The sequence below is a fragment of the Nodosilinea sp. LEGE 07088 genome (assembly GCF_015207395.1).
Classification (GTDB): Bacteria; Cyanobacteriota; Cyanobacteriia; order Phormidesmidales; family Phormidesmidaceae; genus Nodosilinea.
On record NZ_JADEWX010000078.1, the window covers coordinates 1 to 25,522 of the forward strand.

At 59.3% G+C, this 25,522-nt stretch carries 14 protein-coding genes and 1 pseudogene; 9 read left to right on the forward strand and 6 right to left on the reverse strand.

All coding sequences use genetic code 11. The features are described 5' to 3' along the window. Positions 1-84 precede the first annotated feature (84 nt). The 4 genes from IQ254_RS32570 to infC all read left to right on the forward strand — a co-directional run bounded on the left by IQ254_RS32570 (position 85) and on the right by infC (position 12,439). On the forward strand, positions 85-3,843 hold the full coding sequence (locus IQ254_RS32570; protein ID WP_278000340.1) for a spondin domain-containing protein: 3,759 nt from the start codon (positions 85-87) through the stop codon (positions 3,841-3,843). A 90-nt stretch (positions 3,844-3,933) separates the two neighbouring features. After that, positions 3,934-5,517, forward strand: coding sequence for an SGNH/GDSL hydrolase family protein (locus tag IQ254_RS17115; RefSeq protein ID WP_228040817.1), 1,584 nt, complete (start codon positions 3,934-3,936; stop codon positions 5,515-5,517). Between the two features lie 375 nt (positions 5,518-5,892). Beyond that, positions 5,893-11,664: a LamG domain-containing protein gene (locus IQ254_RS17120; protein ID WP_193967374.1), complete on the forward strand. Its 5,772-nt coding sequence runs from the start codon at positions 5,893-5,895 to the stop codon at positions 11,662-11,664. Between the two features lie 265 nt (positions 11,665-11,929). Beyond that, a complete protein-coding gene (gene infC, locus IQ254_RS17125; protein ID WP_193967375.1) occupies positions 11,930-12,439 on the forward strand; it encodes a translation initiation factor IF-3 in 510 nt (169 codons plus the stop codon). A gap of 334 nt (positions 12,440-12,773) precedes the next feature. On the opposite strand, the pseudogene IQ254_RS33710 reads toward infC, so the two are convergent. Next, positions 12,774-12,977, reverse strand: a pseudogene (locus IQ254_RS33710) (response regulator); the annotation flags it as partial. Positions 12,978-13,346: 369 nt separating this feature from the next. Between IQ254_RS33710 and pyrR the strand changes: the two are divergent. The 3 genes from pyrR (at position 13,347) to IQ254_RS17145 (ending at position 15,822) form a co-directional block, all read left to right on the forward strand. Further along, positions 13,347-13,874, forward strand: coding sequence for a bifunctional pyr operon transcriptional regulator/uracil phosphoribosyltransferase PyrR (gene pyrR / locus IQ254_RS17135; RefSeq protein WP_193967386.1), 528 nt, complete (start codon positions 13,347-13,349; stop codon positions 13,872-13,874). Positions 13,875-13,961: 87 nt separating this feature from the next. Continuing rightward, a complete protein-coding gene (gene fni, locus IQ254_RS17140; RefSeq protein WP_193967377.1) occupies positions 13,962-15,011 on the forward strand; it encodes a type 2 isopentenyl-diphosphate Delta-isomerase in 1,050 nt (349 codons plus the stop codon). A 292-nt stretch (positions 15,012-15,303) separates the two neighbouring features. Then, positions 15,304-15,822 carry a hypothetical protein gene (locus tag IQ254_RS17145; RefSeq protein WP_193967378.1) on the forward strand — a complete coding sequence of 173 codons (519 nt, stop codon included), beginning with the start codon at positions 15,304-15,306 and terminating at the stop codon, positions 15,820-15,822. A 247-nt stretch (positions 15,823-16,069) separates the two neighbouring features. Here IQ254_RS17145 and IQ254_RS17150 read toward each other — a convergent pair whose 3' ends face one another. The 3 genes from IQ254_RS17150 to IQ254_RS17160 form a co-directional block, all read right to left on the reverse strand. Further along, positions 16,070-19,906, reverse strand: a complete 3,837-nt coding sequence (locus IQ254_RS17150) for a hypothetical protein (protein ID WP_193967379.1) — start codon at positions 19,904-19,906, stop codon at positions 16,070-16,072. A gap of 157 nt (positions 19,907-20,063) precedes the next feature. Then, positions 20,064-21,029 (reverse strand): hormogonium polysaccharide biosynthesis glycosyltransferase HpsN, encoded by a 966-nt coding sequence (hpsN, locus tag IQ254_RS17155; RefSeq protein WP_193967380.1) that lies wholly within the window; start codon positions 21,027-21,029, stop codon positions 20,064-20,066. An 82-nt stretch (positions 21,030-21,111) separates the two neighbouring features. After that, on the reverse strand, positions 21,112-22,029 hold the full coding sequence (locus IQ254_RS17160; protein WP_193967381.1) for an NAD(+) kinase: 918 nt from the start codon (positions 22,027-22,029) through the stop codon (positions 21,112-21,114). A 281-nt stretch (positions 22,030-22,310) separates the two neighbouring features. Here IQ254_RS17160 and IQ254_RS17165 point away from each other — a divergent pair, with 281 nt between their 5' ends. Next, on the forward strand, positions 22,311-22,577 hold the full coding sequence (locus IQ254_RS17165; protein WP_369011314.1) for a DUF3146 family protein: 267 nt from the start codon (positions 22,311-22,313) through the stop codon (positions 22,575-22,577). A 143-nt stretch (positions 22,578-22,720) separates the two neighbouring features. On the opposite strand, the gene IQ254_RS17170 is transcribed toward IQ254_RS17165, so the two are convergent. Next, positions 22,721-23,506 (reverse strand): endonuclease/exonuclease/phosphatase family protein, encoded by a 786-nt coding sequence (locus IQ254_RS17170; RefSeq protein WP_193967382.1) that lies wholly within the window; start codon positions 23,504-23,506, stop codon positions 22,721-22,723. Positions 23,507-23,818: 312 nt separating this feature from the next. Between IQ254_RS17170 and IQ254_RS17175 the strand changes: the two genes are divergently transcribed. Then, complete coding sequence (locus IQ254_RS17175) at positions 23,819-24,247, forward strand: universal stress protein (RefSeq protein WP_193967383.1); 429 nt, start codon at positions 23,819-23,821, stop codon at positions 24,245-24,247. 161 nt (positions 24,248-24,408) lie between these two features. Here IQ254_RS17175 and IQ254_RS17180 read toward each other — a convergent pair whose 3' ends face one another. Next, a complete protein-coding gene (locus IQ254_RS17180) occupies positions 24,409-25,518 on the reverse strand; it encodes an ABC transporter permease (protein ID WP_193967388.1) in 1,110 nt (369 codons plus the stop codon). Positions 25,519-25,522 lie beyond the last annotated feature (4 nt).

Consider the following 25,522-nt stretch of genomic DNA (forward strand, 5'->3'; position numbering starts at 1 on the left):
CCTCCCAGGAGGGGACTACTCACCCTATTTCCCCCATCTCCCACTTACCCATCCGCCCTCTCACTCCTCTACCCCCTAACTCCCATGAACCCCCAACTCTACTGGACCCTCCCCGGTCTCGTTGATAGCTTGGCCCGCGCCAATGCCGACGGAACGAACCAAGAAACTCTGCTAAACAACACCCAGCTCAACAATCCCAATGGCATCGCCCTGGATTTGCCGAACGGCCATGTTTACATCGTGGATTCGGGCGCGGGAGACCAAATTCTGCGGGCGAATCTGGATGGCTCTAACCTTCAGGTGATCATCCCCGATGCGGGCAATAATCCCGAAGACATTGCCCTGGATTGGGTCAATGGCCAGATTTACTGGACGATTCCGGGCACCACCGACGAGCTGCGGCGGGCGAATCTGGATGGCTCGAACGTCGAGACGGTGCTGGATGCCACCCAGCTGAATAACCCCAACGGCATTGCCCTGGATGTCGTCAATGGCCACATCTATATCGTGGATTCGGGCGCGGGAGACAGAATCCTCCGCGCCAACCTAGATGGCTCGGACCTGCAAACCATCATTGCCAACGCGGGCGACAACCCCCAGGATATTGCCCTGGATTGGGTCAATGGCCAGATCTACTGGACGATTCCCGGCACCACCGACGAAGTGCGCCGCGCTAGTCTGGACGGCTCCAACATTGAGACCATCCTCGATACCAGCCTGCTCGAAAACCCCAACGGTATTGCGCTGGATGTGGAGGCCGGGCAGCTCTACGTGGCTGACGGGGGTGCAGGCGATGTGATTCTGCGGGCGAATCTAGACGGCTCGAATCCTGAAGTGCTGCCAATTGCAGCGGGGGATAACCCTACCGGTCTGGCGCTGGCGATCGAGAATCCCGTGCAGCCGCCGATCGCCGATCCGATCCAGGTCAGCGTCTTTGCCGAACCCAGCACGCCCCTATCGGAGGCCGACCAAACCCCCGGGGCGTTTATCTTTCGCCTCAGCGCCCCGGCCCCCGCTGGCGGTCTGGTGATCAATTTCCAGGCGGCGGATACCGACCCCGACCCTGACTCGCGGGATGTCACCATCGGTGACCCCGGCACCACCAACATTGACGACTTCACCATCCGGCCTGTGCCTGGCTTTACCTCCTCCGTCACCGTCAGCGAGGGAGCCACCGAGGCCCGATTGGTCGTAACCCCCTTTCCTGATGACGTCACTGAAGATCCTGAAACGATTTCGCTCTCGCTCTTGCCGGGGGCGAACACCACCGTCGATCCCGTAAACGCACTGGCTGAACTAACCCTAATTGAGAGTTTTCCTATGGCGACCCAAACCGTGACCGTTTCCATCGAAAACCTATCCCCCGACAATGGCGCTTTCCTCACCCCCCTGTGGTTTGGCTTCCACGATGGCACCTTCGACACCTACGATCGCGGTCGTCCCGTCTCCCCCGGTCTAGAATCTCTGGCGGAAGACGGCGCGACCGAGCTGATTTCCCAAGAGTTCGACCTGGCAGGCTTTGGCACCGTGCAGGGCACGATTCTCGGCGGCGACGGCACCCCTGGCCCCATCGACCCCGGCGAAACCGCCAGCTTTACCGTCGAGCTTGACCCCAGTGACCCCAGCAGTCGCTTCTTCAACTACGCCTCAATGATCATCCCCAGCAATGACTTTTTCATTGCCAACGGCAACGAGCGCGCCCACGCCATCTTTGACGAAGCAGGCAACTTCATCGGCGCGGACTTCATCGTATTGGGCAGCCAGGTGCTGGATGCCGGGTCGGAGGTTGACGACGAAATTCCCGCCAACACCGCCTTCTTCGGTCAGATGGCCCCGAATACTGGCGTGGATGAAAACGGCGTGGTGGTTTTGTCTGAAGGCTTTATTCCTGGCGGGCCGATTCTCAGCGATCCGCGCTTTGCCAATGCCGACTTTACCACCGAGGGCTTTGAGGTGGCTCGCATTCGCGTATTTTTAGACAACCCAGTGGAGCCCACTGAATTTGTGGTCGATCGCTCTGAGATCAACCAAATGGGCATTGAACTGCTCAATGATGGCGACAGCCTCGATTTGCTCGGGCGCATCGAAACCCTGGGCACGGTGCCTGGGGTGTTGACCCAGGCCCAGGACAATCGCATTCACATCGCGGGCAGTGGCGCGATTGATTCCGAAACGACGGCGATTCAGGTCAATGGCGTTGACACCGACATCGAAAACCTGGGGCTGATCGACGGTGGATTTAACGGGATCAACCTGGCCAATGACGATACGGCCTCCGCCACCATTCTCAACCGAGGCACCATCGTCAGCGATAGCCGGGCCGTGAATATCGGCGGTGTGGGCGGTAGCCTGGTTAACTTCGGCCAAATTCTCAGCAGTGCCAGCCCCCGTAATGGCACCGTCTATGGCGACGTGACCGCCCTCAATGTGGACATCGAAAATCGCGGCCTGATTGATGTCGGGGCGGGCCATGACGGAGACGCCATTTCGCTGGAGTTAGGAGCGCAGGTGGAGGGCCAGGTGGTTAACTTCGGCTTGATCCAGGGTCGGGGTCTGCCGTTGGGCGACAATCAAGCTGCCGCCGTGCGTCTCTACTGGGTGCCGGGGGCGGGGCCGACCTCTACGTTCAACGGCAATGTCGAGAACTTTGGCCAGCTCTCCGCCGAAAATGGGCCAGCGGTAATTGTGGAAGAAAACACGATTTTGAACGGGGATCTGCTCAACCAGGGGCTAATTTCTAGCCTCAATCCCGACAATGGCATTGGCGTGCGCATTGAGGGCAAAGTCACCGGTGAGATTATTAACCGGGGTGCCATTAACGGTGGCCGCGATGGCATTGATATCGCTAATGGGGGAGTGGCGATCGCGACCATTCTCAACACCGGGCTCATCACCAGCACTAGCCGCGCCGTTAACTTGGGCGGTGCCGATAACCGATTGATCAACGAAGGACTGATTACCACCACCGCTGATCCCCGCAACGGCACCGTCTACGGTGATGTAACAGCCCTGAATATTGAGATCGAAAACCATGGCCTGATCGATGTGGGCAGTGGCAACAACGGCGACGCCATTTCCCTAGAGCTGGGGGCTGAGGTCACGGGAAATATCCTCAACACCGGCCTGGCCCAGGGGCGGGGTATTGCTGACGGAACCACGAATACCGCATCCTCTGCCCTGCGTCTCTACTGGGTAGAAGCGGCGGGTGCCCCGGTTTCTGTGTTCAACGGTGACATCGTTAACGATGGGGAACTGGTCACCGAGAACGGCGCGGCCGTGATCATCGACACCCAGGTGGTGCTGAACGGCACCCTCGTAAATAGCGGGTTGATTACCGGCGGGGTATCTGACACCTTCAGCGGCCAGCTTGGGGTCGATGCTAGCGGGGCCTTTAGCCCCATCACTCTGGTAAACACGGGGGCGATTCACGGCGATGTGCTGCTCAGCGACGGTGATGACCTGTTCACGGGTACGGGCGGCATCGTCAATGGCGTAGTGCAGGGCAATGGGGGCAATGACGTTCTCACAGGTGGCGCTGGCGACGATATCCTAGAGGGCGGCCTGGGCAGTGACGAGTTGACCGGTGGCCCCGGCAGTGACACCTTCCGCTTTGGGGCTGACCTGCTGACCAGCGGCGGCGGTGACATCGATGTGATCACCGACTTTGAGGCTTTGGACAGCCTGGATTTCAGCGGATTTCTGGGTGCAGGGGGCGAGTTCTCCCTGGCGGTGCTGCCGGATCTCCTGACCGTTAACTTCAGCACGGGCGACCAGCTAACGGTGCTGGGCGACCTGGATGCGGCGGCGGCCCAGCTTACGCCGCTGGCGACGGCGATCGCCTGATCACCCGTAGGGTGGGCACTGCCCACCTTCACCCCATTTCTCTATCACTTTCAAGCCGCTCGGATTCGGGGCTTTACCGAAAATCCCGCCATGCCGAATGAGCTCATCAACAACCCTGGAGACAATGAAATGGATGCTTCCCTCAGCTTTGATCGCCTGGTTTTCTTTGGCGACAGCCTGACCGACACCGGCGGCACATTTGAACTCAGTAGCCAAAACCTGGTCGTGCCGCTACCACCTGAAAGCCTGGGCTATGCACAACGGTTTTCCAACGGTGAGGTCTATGCCGATATCGCCCCTCGACTGCTCGGCATTGAAGCCGTAGACAACTTTGCATTGAGTGCAGCCGCCTCCCTGGGACAACTGCCCCTCGGCACAATCCTTGCCCTCAATGGTGTGTTGGGTCTGCAGAGTCCAGATGCAGATCTGACATTGCTTAACTTTGACGTTAACCTCAACGCCCAGGTTAATCGCTTTCTGGAAAACCCCGGTGATACCGAGGATACCGCTGCATCCCTGTTTATCGGCTTGAACGATTTTGGTCAGTTCGGCCTAGCCAATCCAGACGCCACGCCAGAAGCCGTCATCGCCTTTGCTGAGACCGTTGCCGCAGGTACCCTGGCCGCCGCAGGCCGATTGGTGGAGGCGGGGGTAAAAACCATCATCTTAAACACGTTGCCCGTGAGCAGCTTTTTCCCGGCGAGCACCCTCCAGCCTTCCCTGCCAGACACCGTAACCGACATCCATAACCAAGCGTTACTGGCGGGTCGCGTAGGGCTAACGGCAGCGGGAGTCAATGTGCTGGTGGTAGACTTCGCCACCATAGCCGGGGAAATTGCAGCGGATCCCAGTGCGTTCGGGTTTCTGGCTCCCCTCTCGACGTTCCGATTCTTTGGGGTTGGCGGCAACCCGACGATTACAGAAACCCCTGACGGCCCCGTTCTCAGTTTTCCTGAAAATCCGGCTTCTTTGGACAACCTAGATCAGCAGGCATTCTTCGATCTGGTGCATCCGACTGCGGCGATCCAGGGTGTTTTTGCGGCTTTTTATTCGGAGAGTTTGACCAGCGATGTGCAAATTCTTGGCGGTGACAATGACATCATCAAAGGCAGCAGCGCCGATGACCTGGTGTTGGCGGGCGCTGGCAATGACCGGGTACGGCTGAAAGGCGGCGACGACGTTGCCTTAGGTGGGCTTGGCAATGACACGATTTTCGCAGGCTCAGGGGACGATATTGTTTCCCTGGGCTCTGGTGATGACATCGGCTTTGGTGGCAACGGCAACGATGTCATTGCCGGTGGCGTCGGCAATGATTTACTGCTTGGCGGCAGCGGCAACGATGTGCTGGTGGATGGGCTGGGTTCAGACAGGGCTTTTGGTGGCAGCGGTGATGATGTGTTTGTCTATTCGGAAGCCAGCTTAATTGGCGGCACGGGTGAGAGCTATCGCGACTCATTTTTCGGGGGACGCGGTCATGACACGCTCTTTCTGGCCTTAACAGAGGCCACTCGGGAAATGATTGAAGTCGCTGATGATATTAGGACTGGGCTGGCTAATCTTGGCCTCTCGACCCATAGCATCGAGACCATTCAGTTCATTGAGAGCCCTGCTGATTTGAGCAGCCTCGAAATCGGTGCCCGAATTGCCGAAGCGGATCTGTGGGGGCTGATTTAATTGGGCGGCACCCTGCGATTGGGCGTGCGGCAAACGCCTGATCGCCCGTCGGGTTGGCATTGCCCACCTTCACCCTATTTCTCTGTCACCCAACTCGGGCCACCTTCCCCTCGCAGGAGCGGGCGAGGACACCGGATTACAGCTACGGCCAATGGTGGGCGGTGCCCACCCTACCTATCTAAACCCTGCGAACCCCTCCTGGGAGGCGATGCGATTCTCATCCTGAGACCCTTCGTGAACACTCCCAGGCAAATCGGTTTTCCTCAGACTTGTGTTCCCAAAACCCAAATAACTCACCCCTGCTCCTCCCAGGAGGGGATGCCAAAGTTCAAAGTTCAAAACCCGAAACCCGAAACCTAATTAAGGAGACAAATCATGCAAATTAACCGCAACAACCTCCAGCACTTGACCTCGGTGCAGCACCAGGGCCTCGTGTTCCTGTTTGGCATCGACAGCAACCGCGACATTTTCTACGCCGTGCGGCGCACCCCGGCAGCGCCCACGGAGCCAGTCGAACCGACTGAAGCCACTGACAACGAAACGGCAGCGCCCGTCGCCCCGGTCGCCACTTCCCAGTGGGGCGAGTGGGTACGGCTGCAACTGCCCACAGATCAGCCCGATGACTCGGTGATTCAGCGGGAGCGGGAAGAAGGGACGGATACGTGGGTGAGATCGCAATACAACACCGCTCGCCGCACCGCCCTGGCCCCCATTCAGGTGCTTTCCGATGGCGAACAGCTCTTCCTGTTCCGCCAGTCCACCGACAACACCCTGTTGGTCGATCGCTTCTTGCTGGATGGCGGTACCGAACGCCTTGTCCCCAAACTCGAAGTGCGGTTCAAGCGCAGTCGCCAGCGCTTTGCCCCGGCCCAACCCCAGGGCTTTGGCGGCAACCAATCCTTCGATACGCCCGACTTCCGCGACTTTAGCGGCAACTTCTTCTTCGAGCCCACCCAAGAACTGCGGCTGGCGCAAAACCTTACCCAGGGCTGGTTTTCCGTCGTGTTGACCAACACCACCGAACACAACACGAGCCGCTGGCACCTCTTTGCCCACAACCGCGAAACCGGACGCATCGAGCTGTTCTCAATTCGGCGATCGCCCGAAAAACTCTTCGACCTGCGGGATTCCACTTTGGAAGAAGGCACCCTGGAAGATCCACAACCCCGGCAGATTCCCGGCCTGATCAAACGCACCCTGATGCTGCGCGATCGCGACGAGGCTGAACTGCTGCCCACCGAAGCCCCGGTCGCCACCCGCTTCTGCCTGCAAAGCGAAATGCTCACCCAAGATGGCGACCCCTCCTTTATCAAAGGCGGAGTGCGCGTCATGCTGGCGGTCCCTGTCCGCCCTAGCGCCCCCGCCGCGAGCGCCCCGGATCAGCCTGCCACGACTGTCGCCTCCCTGGTATTTGGCGTGCGCACCGATGGCACCCTGGCTCAAATCGCCGATCGCCCCCAGGAAACCCTGCTGCAAGAAAGCAACCAGGACATTTTGCTGCCTGCCGATCGCCTGCAACAGGTGCGCCCCATCAGCGGCAACCAAATCGGCGATGCCGACCGACAAGCCCGACCCAGCTTTACCTTCGACGGCGTAGATGACTACATTGACGTCGGGAGCGATCGCAGCCTCAGCTTCAGCCGCAACTTCTCCATCGAAGCCTGGGTTTGGCCCGCCGCCGACAAAGAACAGTGGATTTTCGCCAAGACCGGTAGCTATGGGCTTGGTCTGGTGAACGGCAACCCGGTATTTGAAACCTATGACGGTCAGCGCTACCAGATGGAAAACGTCTCCATTCCTCTCGAAACCTGGACTCACCTGGCGGTCGTGCTAGATCGGCAAAACACCCTCAGCGTTTATGTGAATGGGGAACTCGCCGACACCTATGAAGGGGCTACCGCCGCCCGACCCAGCCAGTCCACCGCCAAAATTGGCGTCCAAGACCCCGAGTCCGAAGCGGGCTTCTGGCAGGGCCGCCTTGCCGAAGTGCGGGTTTGGAATACTACCCTGTTGCCCGCTGAGATCCAACAGCGGCTGGGCGATCGCCTGTTGGGACGCGAAATCGGTTTAGTCGGCTACTGGCCCCTGAGTTCCCTGGCCAACGGCGAAACGGTGGACTTTTCCCCCGAATCGAATATCGGCACTTTGTTTGGCCCACAGCTGACGGGTCGCCAGTTGCCCCGTCAGATCAACGGTGACGATGCCGACGCCTACCGCAATGGCGACGTATTCAGCGTGGTGCAGGGGGCGACCTATTTAGAAACCTTTGAATATCGCACCGACGCACCGATTCAGCCTTTCGACGAGGCTGAAGCAGCCTTTGACATCGTGTTTGACGGCTTAATTGGCGGACGCAACGGTACGCCGACGGCCCCCGTTCGCGTGCCCGCTCAAATCCGGCCAGTGAAGGCTGACAGTGATGACGGCTGGCGCTTGGCCCAGGCCCGGTTCACCATCCCCACTGGCATGACTCACCTGCGCACCTTCCACATCACCCGCCCCGGCGGCCAGTGGAACACCCTGGAACTGCGTCAGCATCGGATTGAGCAGTTGGCCAGCACCATCACCCAGGCAGAATTTGTGGATGAAGTCACCCTCTCGACCCTGGCGGATAATTTTGCGACGGTGGAGGCCGATCTGGATCGCCTGATTCCCCTGGAGCAAGAAGAAGCCCGCCTGGCAGAACGGCTGCGGGTGCTGGAAGCCCAACTGGCCAGCGGTAATCCTGAACAAGCTCTGCGAGACGCGATCAATCGCCAACGCTCGATTGTCTCCCGGCTGAACAATGAGACTAACCTGGCCCAGCGACGCCTCAATACCGAGCGCGAAAATCCGTTCAACCGCTATGCCTACATCTCGACCCAAATACCAGGCCCTGGTAACCCCTTACAGCGATTGCGATTTTTGGGGGGCTTACCCTTCCTCAGCCAAACCGTGTTTAACGAAAGTGAGGAATGGGCCTTGCAGGTGGTCGATACCGTCGGGACACTGCCAGTGGTTCGCATTCACCATCGTTCCGATGAAAGCCTGCTACTAACCGCTCCGCTAAACCCGGCGCTCAACGGCTATGACAGTCCTCTGGTGCTGAACAGCTCTAGCAGCACGCGTCCCAACTTTGACCAGCTATGGCAGGTGAACTTCCTGGAAGGTGGGCGCTTGGCCCGAGTTCTGTTCCGGGTATTTCGACCGGGCAACCGCCCCCGGTTGAACCTGCCCCCGGTGAATGAATACCTGCTGGTGCGGCGACCCGATAACAGTATGGCCATCATGCCGAGCGAACAAGTATCCCGGAACGGGGCTAACCCAGAATGGTTGCTGTTTGACATCGATCCGCGCCCCGGTCAAAACCTGCATCCTGCTGGCAATCGGTTGATCACCCAGTTGACCACCGAACTGGAACAGCGCACCCGCGATCGCGATGCCGCCCAACGCATCCTGGACGACCTAACCGCCGATCTGGAAAACCTCAGCAACCTGAGCGCCATTCGCGATCAGGTGCGGCTCGAACTGCTGGCCATTCGAGAACAGATTCGCGACATTCGAGCGGCTTATCTGGCCGCGATCGCGCAACTCAGCAACACCCCTCAAGGACTCCCCATCATTCCTACCCCCGATGGCGGCACGGTGCAGGGAGCAATCCTGGGCTTTGCCTCCCCGGCGGGTACCATCACCGCCTACGAAAGTGTCACTGCCGCTGTGCATCTGAACTTTTGGGATCAGCGGGGCCGTCTCCGTTCGCTGCCCTACAGTGCGGTGGATGAAGTCTGGCAGCCCCAGGCTCCCGGCGTCTGTCTGGAACTGCAGGACGGCGGCTACATTGCCGTGCCCCAGTTAGGGGATAACTCGGAGTTTGCAACCAGCCTCAATGCCTTTACCTGGGCCGGTTGGGTGCGCTCGACTGAGGAAAACAACCGCGCCACCATTGCCGCCTATGGCACCACAGATAGCGGTTGGCAGATCACCAATCCACGCAACCTGCGGGTGACGATTAACGGTAACACCACCCCAACCACCGACATCGCGATTGGTGACGGCAACTGGCACCACCTCGCCGTCACCTGGGAGAGCCGTACCGGACAGCTCGCGATCGCTGTGGATGGCCTGAATCGCTATCAGGGCGAACTCGCCCCCAACGCGGTGATTCCCCCAGGGCAACCTTTGAGTTTTGGGGCCACTCCCACCGGCACCAATCCCTTCGACGGGTTTCTGGAAGCCATCCAGCTTTGGGGCACGGTGCTGGGGATCGATGAAATTCAGGCGAATCAACATCTGCCCCTGACTGGCAACGAACCGGATCTGCTGGGCTACTGGCCCCTTGAGGATCTGGGTCGCGACCAGATTTTGGATCGCTCCAACAACAACTACCACGGCACGCTGATGGGCCAGGTGCAGTTTGCCCCTGCCACCGCTCCCATCGGCAGGATTGAAACGGCAGGAACTGTCGTCGTCGCCAACGAGTATCCAACCCAGGAAGTGGGTCCCAGTGGAGAAGCGATCGCCCTCATGCGGCGGTTCTACGCGTTCCTGCAGCCGGATGCCGTTTACCTATTGCAAGACCAGCGTCTGGAAAATCTGGAGGTGCGCTGGGTGGGCAATGCCCAGTTTGAGCCGACCCTGCTGGGCTACATCGAAGGTCCACCGCCTGTCCCCAGCGAAAACCTCACCCTGAAAGATAACTATGACGGGGCTGCTGCCGTGCAGCTCACCTCGACGGAGGAAGTCAGCTATAGCTGGACCCGCGCCCAGGAAGCCGGACTTGGTTTTGATGTCGAAGCGATTCTCGGCAGTGCCGTCAGCGTCGAAGTGGGCCTGATCGCCAGCACCCAAATTGACGCGGGGGTCGGCTTTACGGGCAGTCTCTCGGGTTCCTATAGCCTGTTGGATGAAGGCACCACCACCCTGGATGTCGCCAACATCTTTCAGGATCGCTTGGCCCTGCGTGGCGAAGTAGAGACAACGCCGCAGTTCCCGCTGCTGGGTCGGCGCTACGTGCCCAAAAATGTCGGCTATGCCCTAGTGGCTTCGTCCCTGGCGGATGTGTTTGTGCTCCGCCTGCAACGCAGCCGCCGCATGATTTCCTACCAGGTGGCTCCGGTGCCCGACCTGCCGCCCCAGGTCAACACCATCACCTTTTTGATCAATCCGGCCTATCGGTTGAACGGCACCCTGGATGGTCAAATCGGCACAGCCGCGGCGGACGATCGCTTCTATCCGCAGATTCCTGAGCAGCGGGCGCAGTTTGGCTCGCAAGTGCCCGCCAGCTATTTTCGCATTCGCGAGGCGGCCCAGCTCCAGGCCGAACTGCAGCGGCAGGATCGGGAGCGAGAGGCGATTTTCTTTAACTACAACAGTCGGGCGATCGCTGCGGGCGAAGTCAACCGGGTCAGCGACGAGGTGAATGAAGATAACGTGGAAGAAATCGGCGCTGGCGTTGCCAACGACATCGAATCCAGTTCTAACAGCCTGTTTACGGGCGGCGGTTCATCCGGCTGGTCGCGCCGCCTGGAACAACTGCGGGTGGCGGCACGCAAACGCAACATCGTCAACACCTACGTGTGGGACGGTGACGGCGGCCTGCGATCGGAAACCCAGGAATTTGCCGACACCATCGAGCAAACCATTGGCGGCAGCTTTGCCCTGGATGCCAGCCTGGGGGTCACCGGCTTTGTGCAGGGGGGTGGCGTCTGGGTGGAACTCACGGCTCTGGCGACGGCCAGTCTCACCCAGGTTTCCACCAAAACGGAGAGCCGCAGTCGCGGTTTTAGCCTGGCAGTGGAAGTGGAGGGTGAGAGTCGCGGCATTACCCGCCTCGACGATACTCCCGTCCTGCCTGGGGAAAAGGTTGATCGCTATCGGTTCTCCAGTTTCTATCTGGAGCCCAGCACCAACCATTTCAACGACTTCTTCCACCAGGTTGTCGATCCGGAATGGTTGATGAGCAACGACGAGGAAGCCCGCGCCCTGCGGCAAATCAGCCTGGTGCGCCCCAACCCCGTGTGGCGGGTGAAACACCTGGTCACCTTTGTGGAACGCCCCGCCCTGCAAGGTTTTGGGGCGACTCAGGCGCTGACGACAGCAATGCCCCCGGTGGCGGTAGCCAGTGGCAACGGCAACGATCGCCGGGCTGTAGCCGCGGCTGAGCAGTAGGTCAGCCACTCAAAACCCCAGGTCTTTCAAAAACCTGGGGTTCTTGGCGTACGACAGTAGGGTATTGCCGCAGGCATGACGCTCCTGACTGCTGAAGAAATAGACGCATCGTTGCACAACGCGAGCTGCTAAATCGGGGTAGCTGGCCCCTCAAGAGCACCAAGGGTGACGGTACTATGGCGACTGTGAAACGTTACCTATCGATAGAAAGATGCAGCAACTGCGAGCACAGGCTATCCTGGTATAAAATTTCTATTTGCAGAGTTTGGAGATTTGTCCTATCGCTAAAAAGCAGAAAGCCATTGTCAATCGCAATATTCAAAACCCCGAGGTGCTGCTGATCACCCAGACCGGTGAAAATCTAGGCCTTACCGATACGGGAGAGGCCCTGAGGATGGCCAAAGAGAGCAAACTCGATCTGGTGGTGGTTTCCCCCAGCGAAGACGGTGCTCCCGTGGCAAAAATCATGGACTACGGTAAGCTCCAGTATCAGCAGAGCAAACGCCAGAAGCAGACCTCACGCCCCTCTGTGAAGGAAGTCAAGTTTCGCCCCAACATTGGTGAATCTGACTACGCACTGCGCATCAAGCGGGCCACTGAATGGTTAGACAAGGGCGATTCTGTTAAGTTTTTAGTCAGGCTACGGGGCCGAGAACACCAGCACCGCGATCGCGCTACTGACCTACTGAATCGGGTTGTAGAAGACCTGAATGATACCGGCAAGGTACAATCCTTTGACCATCGTGCTCTGACCCTCTTTCTGTCGCCTGTTTAAGGGCTTGTAAACAGCAAACGAATGACTATCATTTGTGAATGATGTGTTAAAAGACCTCTGCTAGAAGAGGTCTTTTTTGTTTTAGTGTTTGCTGGTTCATAACGGGTTGGTACAAAGCCGGATGGGGAACTCCGCCCTGGGTGGTAGGCGTTACCAAGCCAAAATCCTAGTCCAAAATCGATCTCCCCCAGGAGGCGATCGCATCCAAATAAATAAAGGGCCAGGAAATCCCGGCCCCGTGAAGGAACATCTGTTATGCCAAAACTAGTATCCCCAGGTGGGCCTACTTGCGCACACCGGGCATCCCCAGATTGAGCCCCAGCGCTGCCAGTGGCAATGCCCGCACCTGGGCTAGCAACTCTGCTAAGCGAAAGGGCTTGACCATGTAGGCATCGGCCCCGGCTTCAAGATCCGGCACATTATCGGTGCTGGTGTCGCGGGCCGTGAGCATGAGCATTGGAGTAGCCATGCCGCGATCGCCTAGACGCTGACACAAACCAATGCCGTTGAGCTTAGGCAGATCACGGCCCAGCCCCATGCGGCTAACCCGATCATCACGCCAGAGGGCATTCTGCCCTTCAAAGTCGATCAAAAGACAGCCCGTAATCGATTGTCTCAACAGCGCCAGGTCAAGCATGCCCAAGGAGAGATGGTCACAGAGACCTATGAGGATCGTCGCACTCGATGGCACAAAACCTCGGGCCAGGTAAATCGATGGTTTATTGAACGCGATATCGGTGGCGATCAGCAGCGCATTACCTCGCAGTCGACTAGCTATAGCGACCAGACCTTTAAGCACCTGCTGCTGCCGGTCTGGATGGCGACCTCTCGGCTTGGGCACTATAACGCAAGCTATAGTGAGTCTTTACCGCCGTCAGGAGAGCTGCCCGTGAGCGATCGCAGCACCATGGTCGAAATTTTGTCTGCCGAAGACATGCGTCGCACCCTTAACCGCATGGCCTCAGAAGTCGTAGAGCGGGGCGGCGATCTCAACCAGCTGGTACTGCTGGGTATTTACACCCGTGGGGTGCCCCTGGCCCACCTGTTGGCCCAACACATTCAACGGCTGGAGGGGTTAACGCTACCGGTAGGGGCGATCGACATTACTCTATATCGCGATGATTTAGACAAAATCAGCACGCGCACCCCGGCTCTGACCCAGATTCCCTTCGATATTACCGACCAGCGTGTGGTGCTGGTCGACGATGTGATCTTTAGCGGACGCACCATTCGAGCTGCCCTGAACGCCGTGATCGATTACGGACGCCCCAGCAACATTCGCCTAGCGGTGCTGATCGACCGAGGCCATCGAGAACTGCCGATTCACCCAGACTTTGTCGGTAAGGTATTGCCCACCGCTAAGGATGAATCGGTAAAGGTCTTTTTGCAGGATGTTGACGAGCGCGACGGAGTAGAACTGTTAAAGCCGGAATAGGGCGGAAGTTATTACATTGGTTGTGCGATCGCGCCTAAAGCCCCCCATTCTTGCCTAGGATGGGGGCGTTGATTTGGCCATTCTGTTGTGACTGTAGTGCCCGCCGCCCACAAGACCCAGGCCCGCAAGGCCGACCACCTGCGCATTTGTCTGGAAGGGCCAGTGCAGTGTGCCCAGGCTACCACCGGGCTAGAGCGCTACCGGTTTAGCCACTGCTGCCTACCCGAGCTCGACTACCAAGATCTCGACCTGAGCACAACCTTTTTGGGTCATACCCTAAAGGCACCGCTGCTCATCTCCTCCATGACCGGGGGCACTGAGCCAGCCCACCAGATCAACCGTCGCTTAGCGGCAGTGGCCCAGCGCTACGGGTTAGCCATGGGAGTTGGCTCCCAGCGGGTCGGGGTCGAAAACCCGGCCCTGATGGAGACGTTTTCGGTCAGGGCCGAAGCCCCCGACATGCTGCTGCTGGCCAACCTGGGGGCGGTGCAGCTCAACTACGGCTACGGCCTTGACCAGTGCCGCCGGGTCGTCGATAACCTAGCCGCCAACGCCTTGATTTTGCACCTCAACCCCCTACAAGAGGCGGTGCAAAATCAAGGCGACACTAACTTTAAGGGGCTGCTGGCCAAAATTGAACGGCTCTGCACCACCCTGCCCGTACCGGTGATTGTCAAAGAAGTGGGCAACGGCGTTAGCGCTCCTATGGTGCGACGACTCATCGAAGCTGGAGTAGCCGCAGTGGATGTGGCCGGGGCTGGCGGCACCTCCTGGGCTCGGGTCGAAAGCGAACGGGCCGCCGATGCTCACCAGCGGCGACTGGGGCAAACCTTTGGCGAGTGGGGCCTGCCCACGGCGGATTGCATTGTGCAGGCGCGCCGCGTGGCACCTACTTTACCGCTAATTGCCTCGGGTGGCCTCCGCCATGGGCTAGATATCGCCAAGGCCCTGGCTCTGGGAGCCGATCTAGCGGGGCTGGCAATGCCATTTTTGCGCGCTGCCGACGAGTCGGAAGACGCCGTGGCCGCCTTAACCGAAATATTGATCGCCGAGATTAAAACCGCGCTGTTTTGCACCGGACAGAGCACCCCGGCGGGGCTGAGAGCAGCGGGCGTCTTGGAGCAGATAGCAGGCTAAATTTGCCCCGAGTAACGCAGGCGAAATCTCATTCATTAGGCAGAGGTGACAGCTTTTGCCAGGTTGCTAAACTAATACGAAGGAGCACATTTCAGGTTTGTTATTCTGCGCAATGCGAAGTGCCATCGAGGATTTTAGGCTCACGCGGTAAAGCGAGATCCTGGGCCATCGGCTGGCGACAATCACCCATTGCGATCGCGGCCTAGCGCCCTCAGCGCCGCGCCGCCATAAGAATAACCTCCGCAATATTGAGATATATCCGGTACAGTCGACCTAATTCTTGGTGAAGACGATGAGACCTAATTTTCTCAGCGGCCTGGGGCTATTGGCGGGTGCTCTGCTGTGGCCCAGCCCCACCCTGGCCCAGGGGTTTTGCTATATGGTTAATGCCGAAGGGGAGGTAGTCAACCTGGATGCTCTATGTGAAAGCGACAGCTCACCCCCACCGGCAGCGCCTCCGGCTGCAGACCCCGAGGTAGGTGAGGCTTTGGTTGAAACTCAGGAGAGCGAAACTCCCCGGGTGAGAAGCTACACCATCATTGGACCAGTGGTAGGGCCTGAGTCTGACGAGGCCGAGGCGACCACTGACTCCCCCGCAGCCGCCGAAGACCCTGAAACCTCAGGAGAGCCTGAAGCTAACCCCGCCCCGCCTGAGCTCTCCGCCCCCGGCAGCGCGGTGGAAGCTGACCCAGCAACCCCTGACGACTCAGTGGATGAACGCAATCGCTCTGGTCTGCCGGGCGGAGAAGCCAGCACGACTGAGGTGCGGGTGCTGCAAACGCCAGATGGAACCGTAACTGTGATTGATTGAGGCTGAGACGAGGTCATTATTATGGAGTCGCCCAGTGCAGACGCCCGCTTCCCTTTCGGGAGGAATGCACCAATAATTTTCACCGTCAAAGACTACATTTTCTTGAATGAGGGTTAGATCTGAGCGTATTGCCAAGGATGTCCTGATGCTAGGCTTTAAATATCCTGAGTTCATCGAAGACAGGTTCCATGGCTCTTTAATCAACCCACCTACAAGTTTAAGCCTGACGAAACGCTCAGCAAACAACCTATTGCCAGTTGTCTAGATCTTGGCCCCAGCGCTGGGTGAGCTGCAGCCACTGGTCGCGGCGGCGTTCGACATCGGCTGCTGTCCAGATCAGCATGATGCCGACTAAAATGCCCACAATCCATTTAATGAAGGGGAAGGCGGCATTGAGCAGCACCAGCTGATTGAAGGCATTGAGCAAGAAGATGCCGGTGCCGACGTAGAGCCAGGCGCGGGTGCGTAGCAGCAGCCCAGCGGCGATCGCCCCCAGGGCCATGGCCCCCACCGGCAGGCCGGTCCAGCGTTCGGCTCCCAGGGCCGTCAGCAAAATAATGGCGCTGGCCACGCCCCGCAGCCAATGGCGCTGCTCTTTGCGCTCGGGATTTTTGAATGCCGGGTCTACTTGGGCGATGTAGATCAGAACCAGCCCCAGGGGCAACACCCAGGCCAGACTGTCGCGCAGGGCGTGGGTGTCGAGCCAGGCCCAGATCGCCCAGGTGGCGCAGGCGGCAGACAGGTAAGAGACCCGAATTTTGCCGCTGTGCCAGGCCAGCCAGCCATAAAATCCGGCCAGTACCCAGAGGGTGGGGATGTGATCGCCGCCGCCGGTCAGCAAGGTGATCCCGAGGGGTACCGCTACAGCCATCACCCGCCAGGGGCGCTGGGGCCAGCCCTGATCTACCCAGGGTAGCCAGTACAAAGGCACCGCTACCCCGCAGGCCACCACACCCCACCACGGGTCAAAAACGCTGAGGCTGGCAAACAGCGATCGCGCCAGGGCAAACCAGCCGATCAGCTCTAGTAAACCCGCGTAAACCCAGGCGTGCTGCACAGCATCGGTCGCCCCCAACCGCCCCTGGCTGAGGGCGTAGAGCAGTAGGGCAGCGGCAATCGCCAGCCCCAGCCAGCCGAGGGTGGCTGGGCCAAAGCCCGTAGCAATGCCGCCGCCCAGCAGCAGCAGACTGCCGATCAACCAGTGCAGATGCGCCGCCACGATGAGCTCTACCTGGGGTAGGCCCAGGGTGCGGTCGAGCTGCCCGGCAGCCAGGCGGTAAACGGCCATAATCAGAGCGGCGACGCCCGCCAGTACCAGCAGCGCATCGGCGGCGGCACCACCCGGGCCCTGGGAAAGCTGGTAGATGACCAGCTCATACCAGCCCACCGACAGCAGCCCTAAAGCCAGCCAGCGCCCTAGGGCCGACCGGGTGCGCCGTTCGACTTGCAAAATAATCAGCGCGGCTCCGACGACCAGCCAGCCCGTCCAGGCCGTCGCGGTGTAGAGGCGCAGGGCCAGGGCTAGCCCGGCGTAGCCGAGGGTGAGGGTCTGTAGGGGAGCCACCACCTGGGGGCGATTAGCGACCAGGGCTGCGGATAACCCGAGGGCGATCGCCCCCAGCCCCAGTGTTGGTACCGCCAGGGTCACTGGATCTGGGTACTGCGCTACCAGCAGGCCCGCCAGCAGCAGCTCTATGCCCCAGCCAGCTAAATAGATCGCTAGGGGACTCAGGTTTCCCCCATAGCGCAGGCCCAACGCCAGCAAAAATGTCGCCAACACGGCGACGATCGAAGGCTGGGGTGCGCGCCAGCCAAGGTAGTAGAGAGAAATCGCAATCGTGGACAGCGCCAGAACGCCGATGGCCAGAATATGACCCCAGCGATCGCACGTCACCCGGTATAAAGCCACTAACGATGGCGTTTCCCCCTCAGCATTGGCCGCTAGCCACCGCCAGACTACCCACAGCACCGCCATTAGCCCCCCGGTCACCAAGCCCCAATCGGCCAGCTGGCCGGGGAAGTCTAGGCCCCAGTCATACAGGCTGCTGTAGACCCAGCCCAGGGCAAAGCCCACGGCCAAAAATGCGACGACTGGCCGTTTGTAAACGACGCTATTCGCTCCGGTTAGGGCGGTGGCGGTGCCCAGGCCCAGCAGCCGCGTCCAGGGCGACCCCAGGGTAAAGACCAGGGCAATGCCCGTCGTCAGCACGCTGGCCGGGTGGCGACCAATCAGCGCCAGCACCACCGGCATCACCAGCCCCCAGAGGCTCACCCCGGTGCGGAAGTCGGGGTCTACCAGGGCACCCCAAAGGAGAGCATAGACGAGAGCCGAAAGCCCCACCCCATAGAGCCAGGCACTACGGCCCCACAGCCCCGATAGAGCTTTGCTGAGCACCAGCGCCAGGGTGGCCAGCCCGACTATTACCCCCAGCCAGCCAGCGATGGCTAGGGCTGGCCAGCGATTCTCAACGGCGGCCACGGCGCTGACTAAAACCAGGCCGTAGGTCACCACAATGCGCCACTGGGCGAGGGGCGATCGCCGTCGCGTTGCCACCAGCGCTGTGATCGCAGCGGCGATTAAATTCACCACTAGCACTGGGCCACTGGCCACGCTCAGGAGCGTGAGCATAGCGCTGCTGCCGAGGGCGATGCCGTCCCCAAACCGGCCTAGCTGGGGTAGACCCCGGCGAAACCATCGGTCGGCCAGGGCTACCATGCCGACGACGTAGGGCAAAAGCGAAATCCCCAGCAGTGCCCAGTTACTGTCTCCGGTGCTGCTCCAGCGGGCTAGCGGAGTGAGCAGTGTTTGCCGCAGCGGGGTCGGCAGGAGTACCCAGCCAACAAAGGCCAGCTGGACGGCGATGCCGTAGGCCACCAGCAGATCGCGCCGCCGCCTGAGTTTCCCCAATGCCTGAATTCGCAGCCCCAGCCCCAGCAGGCTGACGCCAAAGGCCTGAAAGCGCCAGTCGGCGATCGCCAGCAGCCAGCCCCCCAGCAGCAACCCCCGGCCTAGGGTCACCCCCCAGCGAGCAGTGCGATCTCTTGAAAGTTCTGGGTTTGCTGCCGCTGGCCCCGTTGGGGGCCGATGCTGCCCCAGCCAGACCCAGGTGGCACCGTAAAGCCCCAGGGCCAGACCAAACTGCCCCCAGGCTGAGGGCGCAGCTACGGTTAGCCCCCGCATTAATAAAAGCCCCAGAGCCGCGCTGATGACAATGGCCGACCAGCGCCGACCGGGCGATTGCCGCCGCTGACCATAGACCATGGCAGCGGTGCTGCCCAAGACGCCAGCGTAGACCGCCAATATCGGCACCGGGTCTAGCCCCCAGCCAATGTGCAGGTAGGCCAGGCCGAGGGCATTGGCCTGCTCTAGGGGGGTACTTTCCTGCTGGCGCAGCACCTGCAAAGCAGCCAGGGTAAGGAGAATGGCGGCGATCGCCGCCACCAGAAACCCGGCCCCCGGCCAAATCCCCAGCCCATCCAGCGCCCAAAAATTCAGCGGCAGCAGCAGCAGGGTAGTCATTTGCAGGGTTTTGGCGGTGAGTTGCAGATTTGGGCGCTGGCGGCACCACAGCCCTGCCGCCCAAAACACCAGGGTGTAGGTCAGCAGCACCAGGTACTGCCCCGCTGCATTAAACCTGGCCCACTGGGTGGCCGCCAGCACCGCTGACGACAATACCACCAAAAACACCCCCAGCCCCAGCAGCCAGACCACGCTCAGCTCGCCCATGAGGCGGTTGAGCCAACGGCTCGTTGCGGCGGGCGATCGCGCCGGAGTGCGGCGCTGTTGGGTTGGTGACGGGCGCGGCGGGTCGCTAGCCGGGACAAAATCAGGCATGGCCCCAGCGGCAACGGTTGTTTCAAGCGGATCCAAGGCTTTTTCTGTCAGCGCCAGAGCCGCCGCTGGCTCGGCGACCACCGCCGCTTCAGGCAGCCCACAGCTGAGGTGGGTCTGGCACAGATTCTGCACCTGCTGATCAGATATCAACCCCAGTTGTAGCCAGCTATCTAAGCCGTCTAACAGCCCCGGTTGCTCGGGCGACAGGTCGAGCTGTAATCGAATCCTAGGGTCGCGATCGTCAGCCATGGTCTGCCTGTAGGGACGGTTTTTAGAATTATGGGTGCTGGCAAAGCCGGTAGATTCTTGACCCCGAGATTCTTAACCTCATCGAAAGTTTCAGCCCGCTGATTAAAGATCTGGGCGGCGACCAGCGAAGTCTGCTGATTCTACGCTTTCTCTGGTTCTACTCTACATCGGGATAAATGCGCCCGTGTCGCCCCAGGGTCGTGACCAGGGTATAGACCGTGTAAAACCATCCTGCTACAAAAAACAGCCCTCGGCTCACGACTTTGAGCGGGTGGCCGCTTTTGTTGCAGGGGGGGTGCCCCAGCACGTGGCAGTCGAACAAACGCCCGTAAAGCCGCAGGTTTTGTCCTAGGGTGAGGTTTTTCAGCGCCAGCAAAAAGTGGTTGTGGTAGAAGTGCATCTGGTAGCGCAGCGATCGCGTCGTCATGTCGTGGCAGCCCCCAGTCTCTTCGCCCAAATGCACCAGGTGGGCCTCGGGGTCGTACCAGATCATGTAGCCCGTCTGGCGAATGTGCAGGCAAAAGTCAGACTCTTCCCGCACGGCGCTGCCGTAGAACCGTTCGTCAAACCGCAGGCCGTGCTGGTCGAATAACTCCCGCCGAAACGACATGTTGCAGCCCCGTGCGGTCAACACCTGCTGGGGCTGGGTGGTATGCACCAGGTCAATGTGGTACCAGGCAATGCCGGGATCCATGGCCTCGGTGGGCAGGTAGTCGATTTCAAGTGCCGTTTGCTCGGCCAGCTTCATGCGGTCAAACACTCGCCCCGCCACTGCTCCCACCTCGGGCCGTTCCTGAAAGGTTTGGGCGTGGGCGTAGAGGTAGCCGGGGGGCAGCACTACATCGTCGTCGATGAAGAGTACGAGGTCCGACTGCGATCGCTCAATGCCCACATTTCGAGCAGCGGGCAAACTTGCCCAGGGCAAGGGATACCAGCTAATTTCTCCAGCCTCAGCCCAGGCTTCTAAGCATTTCTGGGTTTCTGACTGATGCGTCTGGGTCTGGTCAACCACAATCACCTGATAGTCAGGGTAGTCTTGCGCCAATACACTGCGCAGGGTGTCGCACAACACCGCCTCCCGCTGGTAGGTAGGGATGATTACAGCAATGGTAGGCCAATCCATAGCAACAGAGATACAGAGCTGACACCAGTGTTCCCACCGGCCCAGACTGAAAGCAACCCCATCTCCCCAGCCCCCCAGCCCGCTACGGCAACTCCACCGACGCAGGCTTAGCGATGTGGGGCAGCCCCCAGCCCAGCTTCTCCCGCAGTACGGTAAAAAATTCGGGTGGTTTAAGCCGAATAAACCGAGCGGTATAAGGAGCGCGGCAGGTCTTCACTTCATCTTTGGTCATCACATAGCAGCCCGCATTGCCATCGACAATTAGCACCAGGGGGTCGGGGTTGGCCGAGCGAATAGTCACCTGTTCGCGATCGGGAAACACCAGCCCCCGTGAGGCCAGCGAGTGGGGGCAAATGGGAATCAGCTGCGTGACATCTACCCCTGGCGTAATCACTGGCCCTCCAGCCGATAGCGAGTAGGCCGTAGACCCAGTTGGGGTAGACAAAATAATGCCATCGGCGGCGATATCTACGGGCGAGTGGCAACCAATCGCCACTTCAAAGTGACACATGCTGGTCAGCGGCTCGCGGTGTAGCACCATTTCGTTGAGACACAGCGCCTCCCAGACCAAAGCGTTGCTGTGAAAAAGCTGTACCGCCAGCATACCCCGCTCCTCGACTTCGTAGTCGCCCGCCAGTACCTGGTCGATCGCCTGGGGCAGCTGGTTCAGGTAGGTTTCGGTCAAAAACCCCATATGACCCGTATTCACTGTCAGTAGGGGCACCCCAATCGGAGCCAGTTGCCGAAAGGCTGACAACACTGTGCCATCGCCACCCAGCACCACAGCAAAGCTTATATCGGTGTCGAAGTGGGGAGGCACCAGGCTGTCGAGGGGGGTATGGCAGACTGGGCGATCGGGCTGAGAATAGCCCAAAATACCACCTACACCCGTGGCTAAGCTAACGGAGTAGCCGAGGCTAGTCAGCTTCTCCTCCCATTCGGAAGCGGCCTGGCAAGCCACAGGCTTAACGTCGTTGTAGATGATGCCAACCTTGGGCACAGGCGAGATCCAACTTTACAATCGGTGCAAATGGAGTAAACAAAACGTGCTCTAACACCCGCTGAGATGCCGAACACGCTAGAGAGAATCAGAGTTTACCATCTTCCTAGGCTACCGTTTTTTCGCCTAGGGTTAAACCGCCCTAGTTGAATTGCCCGCTGACAAAAGGCTGGGGCCGTATCGTTGCCAACAGCACCGGGGTAGACCAAGACCTAGGCTACGGTTATCGTACCTGTGAGGGGTTTGTTGACCCTAGTCATTTCTGTAGTGCGTTGCCTTTAATTACTGTGACCCGCCGTCAATCTCAAACCACCGCCTACGTTCGCGTTACCTATCAGTCTTGGCCCCAAGGCCGGATTGAAGGAGAAGTCAGGGCCGGCACCTACGAATGGCAGTTTCAGTGGCGCTTCCATCAGGGGCAGTTGCGGGTAGAGCCGTCGCTGGGGCGAGCGCTGATCTGTGAACCCCTCAGCCGCTTTTTAGAGCGCTTCGATTACCAACTGGAACCCGGTGGCGACTACTCGTTTACGATTCGGGCAAAGCTTTAGCAGCCTGGGGTTTTGGTTGCAGCGGTGCTTTAGTGCCCCGTTGACCAGCTGCTCAGCTTTATGGAGCACAGCCTGGCCGATAGTGCCGTCATGAGTGCTCTGTATAACCGCAACCCTGCCTCAGCCTAGGCAAGAGGAGGTGATCAAAGCCGGGCTGAAGGTATTTCCGACATCAACCGATCGCGCCAGTGAAGCTCAACCCCCAGCTCAACCCCCACCCCGAAGTGATCTGACAGCCCGCGCAAATCATCCAGGCGGGTAGGCCAGGCAAAGGCACCAGTAAACGACCCAGCGGCATCACGGGTCAGGCAAATATGGTTGATATTAGAATGCTGGCCGCCAATCAAACGATGCACCGGGTCATGCTCGCCAGCGGTCAGACAATCTAGCCCAACCTCAGCCAGAGCCTGGCGCAGCGCCTGCTTGTTGCGGCGCGACCCATAGTAGTTCAGCGCATTCAGGTCTTGGTTAAAGTCTCCTGCAACCAGTAGGGTAGCCTTGGGATAGATGACCTGCAGTCGCTGCCAGTCAATACTTTGAGCCTCTAGCGCAGCCGCAAAGGCAGCGCTGGCCCCAGGACGCGATCGCCTATCCTGCTCGGGGCTGGGCAGCACCGTGCCATAGACAACCCACTGACTACCGTTGGAGAAGGTGACTAGGCCCGCTGCCGTATGGCCTCGCGCAGACGTTGTCAAAGGGGTCAGCATTCCATTCCTGACCCAAATATAAACCCAGCATTCACCCTCAACCCCGGGATGCCGGAGGGGACGGCTGGCTATGCCCTGGTAGCCCACTCCCGGAGTCATCCCGATATGTGTTTCTGTCAATATCCAGAGATCGGCATCAATGCGATTGAGCCACGATCGCTGCCGGGCCGCCCGGGCTGAATTGGGCAGGGCACGCTCAAGATTCCAGGTGGCGATTTTCATTCCAGGTCAATTAGCAGGTGCGCGGCGGCACAGTATTGCCGTAGCAGACACTACTAAACCCTAGCGATCAGACCTTTGCATAGATTCTTCGATACAAAGCTGCGATCCAGTCTGTTGCAATTTACTGGCAAATCGAAACAGATGACACAGGCCTAGAGTCAAGTTGGCTTTAGACTATGGCCATCAGTTCTATTTTTTTGGCGGAGGTACTAGGGCAAGCTGTTGCTGAATTAAGCCTGAGGTGATTTAGGATCTGCCTCCTAGATTGAAGCCAATACGTTCTGTTTCTATAGTTCTAAGAGGATCGCTACCATGACTTTATTTGCCAGCAACAACGTTCTAGTTCCGATCGATTTTTCGGATGAGGCTAGCCAGGCTCTCGACAAGACCCTCAAGTCCTTTGGAGACGATACCAATATTCACGTTCTCCACGTGCTTGCGCCCCTAGAACCCATGCAGCCGGGTATGGTTTGGCAGACCATAGATGACCAAACCCGTATTGACCATATCACATCGCATTTTCACGAAAAATTTCCGGGAGAGGCCTATCAAAACGTCAATTTTGTGGTGATGGTTGGCAATCCCAGTTCAGAAATTGTTGATTATGCCGACAGCCACAATATCGATCTGATTGTTATTCCTTCCCACGGGCGAACCGGGCTATCTCGATTTTTAATCGGGTCAGTATCTGAGCGGGTGGTGCGGCTGGCCCCTTGCCCTGTGTTGGTGATTCGGGGCTAGGGTTTTCGCTGCAGGGCAAGACACAAATAGGAGCCCATCCCAGTTTTGCGAACTGGCCCTCATCCCCCAACCCCTTCGCCCAAAATAGGGATCAGGGGAGCCGGATTCAAAGTCCCTCTCCCGTCCTCAGCCTTCGAGTAGTGGAAAGCGATCTGCTGGGTTTAGTTGAGCTGGGCCCGAAATCGATTGACGCTCACCCCCAGCAGCACGATCGCAAAGGCCACCAGGATCAACACCTCCGGCAACAGCACCGCCAGCCCTACCCCCTTGAGAATCAGGCTGCGGGCGATGGTGACGTAGTGGCGCAACGGGTCAAAAAACGACAGCACCCGAAAGAACGCGGGCATGCTCTCGATCGGGGCGATCGCCCCCGACAGCTGAATCAGCGGCACGTTAAAAAAGAACGAGGTCAGCACCACCTGCTGCTGGGTGCGCGAGATCGTCGCCAGCAAAATGCCAATGCTGATGCAGACCACCACGTAAACCCCCGACAGCGCCAAAAACAGCAGGTAATTGCCGCGAAAGGGCAGGCCAAAGACCAGGCGGGCGATCGCAGAGGCCAGCAGCACATCCCCCATCAGCAACACAAACAGTGGCGCAATCTTGGCCCCCAAAATTTCCCAGCCCTGGGCCGGGGTCATCAACAACTGCTCCAGGGTGCCGGTGTCTTTTTCACGAATGACGGTGGTTGACGACACCAGCGACCCGGTCAGGGTCAGCACCACCCCGATCACCCCCGGCACAAAAAACCAGCTGCTGAGCAGGCCGGGGTTGTACAAAAACTGCGTTGACACCGCCACCGGGATTTCAGGAATTTGTTGCAGGGTTTGCCCGTAGCGGTTGACGATCTGCTGCATGTAGCCGCCCGCAATCCCCGCCGTGTTGGCATCGACCCCGTCGATCAGCACCTGTACATCGACGGATTTGCCCGCCGTCAATCGGTCATCAAAATCCGGCGGAATCACCAGCCCGGTGGAAACCTCGCCGGTACGCACCTGCTGGCCCAGCGCCGTCACGCTGGGCTGAAACGACGCCACCTCAAACACATCGTTGGCCACCAGGGCCGCCACAAACTCACGGCTGGCGGGGCTGTTGCCGTAGTCAACCACACCCAAGCTGAGGTGATCGACGGCGGGATTGAGAGCGAGGCCAAACACCAGCAGCTGCACCGTGGGCGGAAACAGCAGCAGAAAGATGATCTGGCGATTTTTTAGAATCTGCCGGATCTCTTTCAGCATCAGCGACCAGAAGCGGGAGGTGGGGAGGGGCATGGGG

Bases quoted from the DNA above. Each gene is read 5' to 3' on its own strand.
- IQ254_RS17115 (WP_228040817.1), top strand. From the start codon at position 3,934: ATGCCGAATGAGCTCATCAACAACCCTGGAGACAATGAAATGGATGCT.
- IQ254_RS17180 (WP_193967388.1), bottom strand. From the start codon at position 25,518: ATGCCCCTCCCCACCTCCCGCTTCTGGTCGCTGATGCTGAAAGAGATC.
- IQ254_RS17145 (WP_193967378.1), top strand. From the start codon at position 15,304: ATGAGACCTAATTTTCTCAGCGGCCTGGGGCTATTGGCGGGTGCTCTG.
- pyrR (WP_193967386.1), top strand. From the start codon at position 13,347: ATGGTCGAAATTTTGTCTGCCGAAGACATGCGTCGCACCCTTAACCGC.
- IQ254_RS17150 (WP_193967379.1), bottom strand. From the start codon at position 19,906: ATGGCTGACGATCGCGACCCTAGGATTCGATTACAGCTCGACCTGTCG.
- IQ254_RS17175 (WP_193967383.1), top strand. From the start codon at position 23,819: ATGACTTTATTTGCCAGCAACAACGTTCTAGTTCCGATCGATTTTTCG.
- IQ254_RS32570 (WP_278000340.1), top strand. From the start codon at position 85: ATGAACCCCCAACTCTACTGGACCCTCCCCGGTCTCGTTGATAGCTTG.
- IQ254_RS17170 (WP_193967382.1), bottom strand. From the start codon at position 23,506: ATGAAAATCGCCACCTGGAATCTTGAGCGTGCCCTGCCCAATTCAGCC.
- IQ254_RS17120 (WP_193967374.1), top strand. From the start codon at position 5,893: ATGCAAATTAACCGCAACAACCTCCAGCACTTGACCTCGGTGCAGCAC.
- hpsN (WP_193967380.1), bottom strand. From the start codon at position 21,029: ATGGATTGGCCTACCATTGCTGTAATCATCCCTACCTACCAGCGGGAG.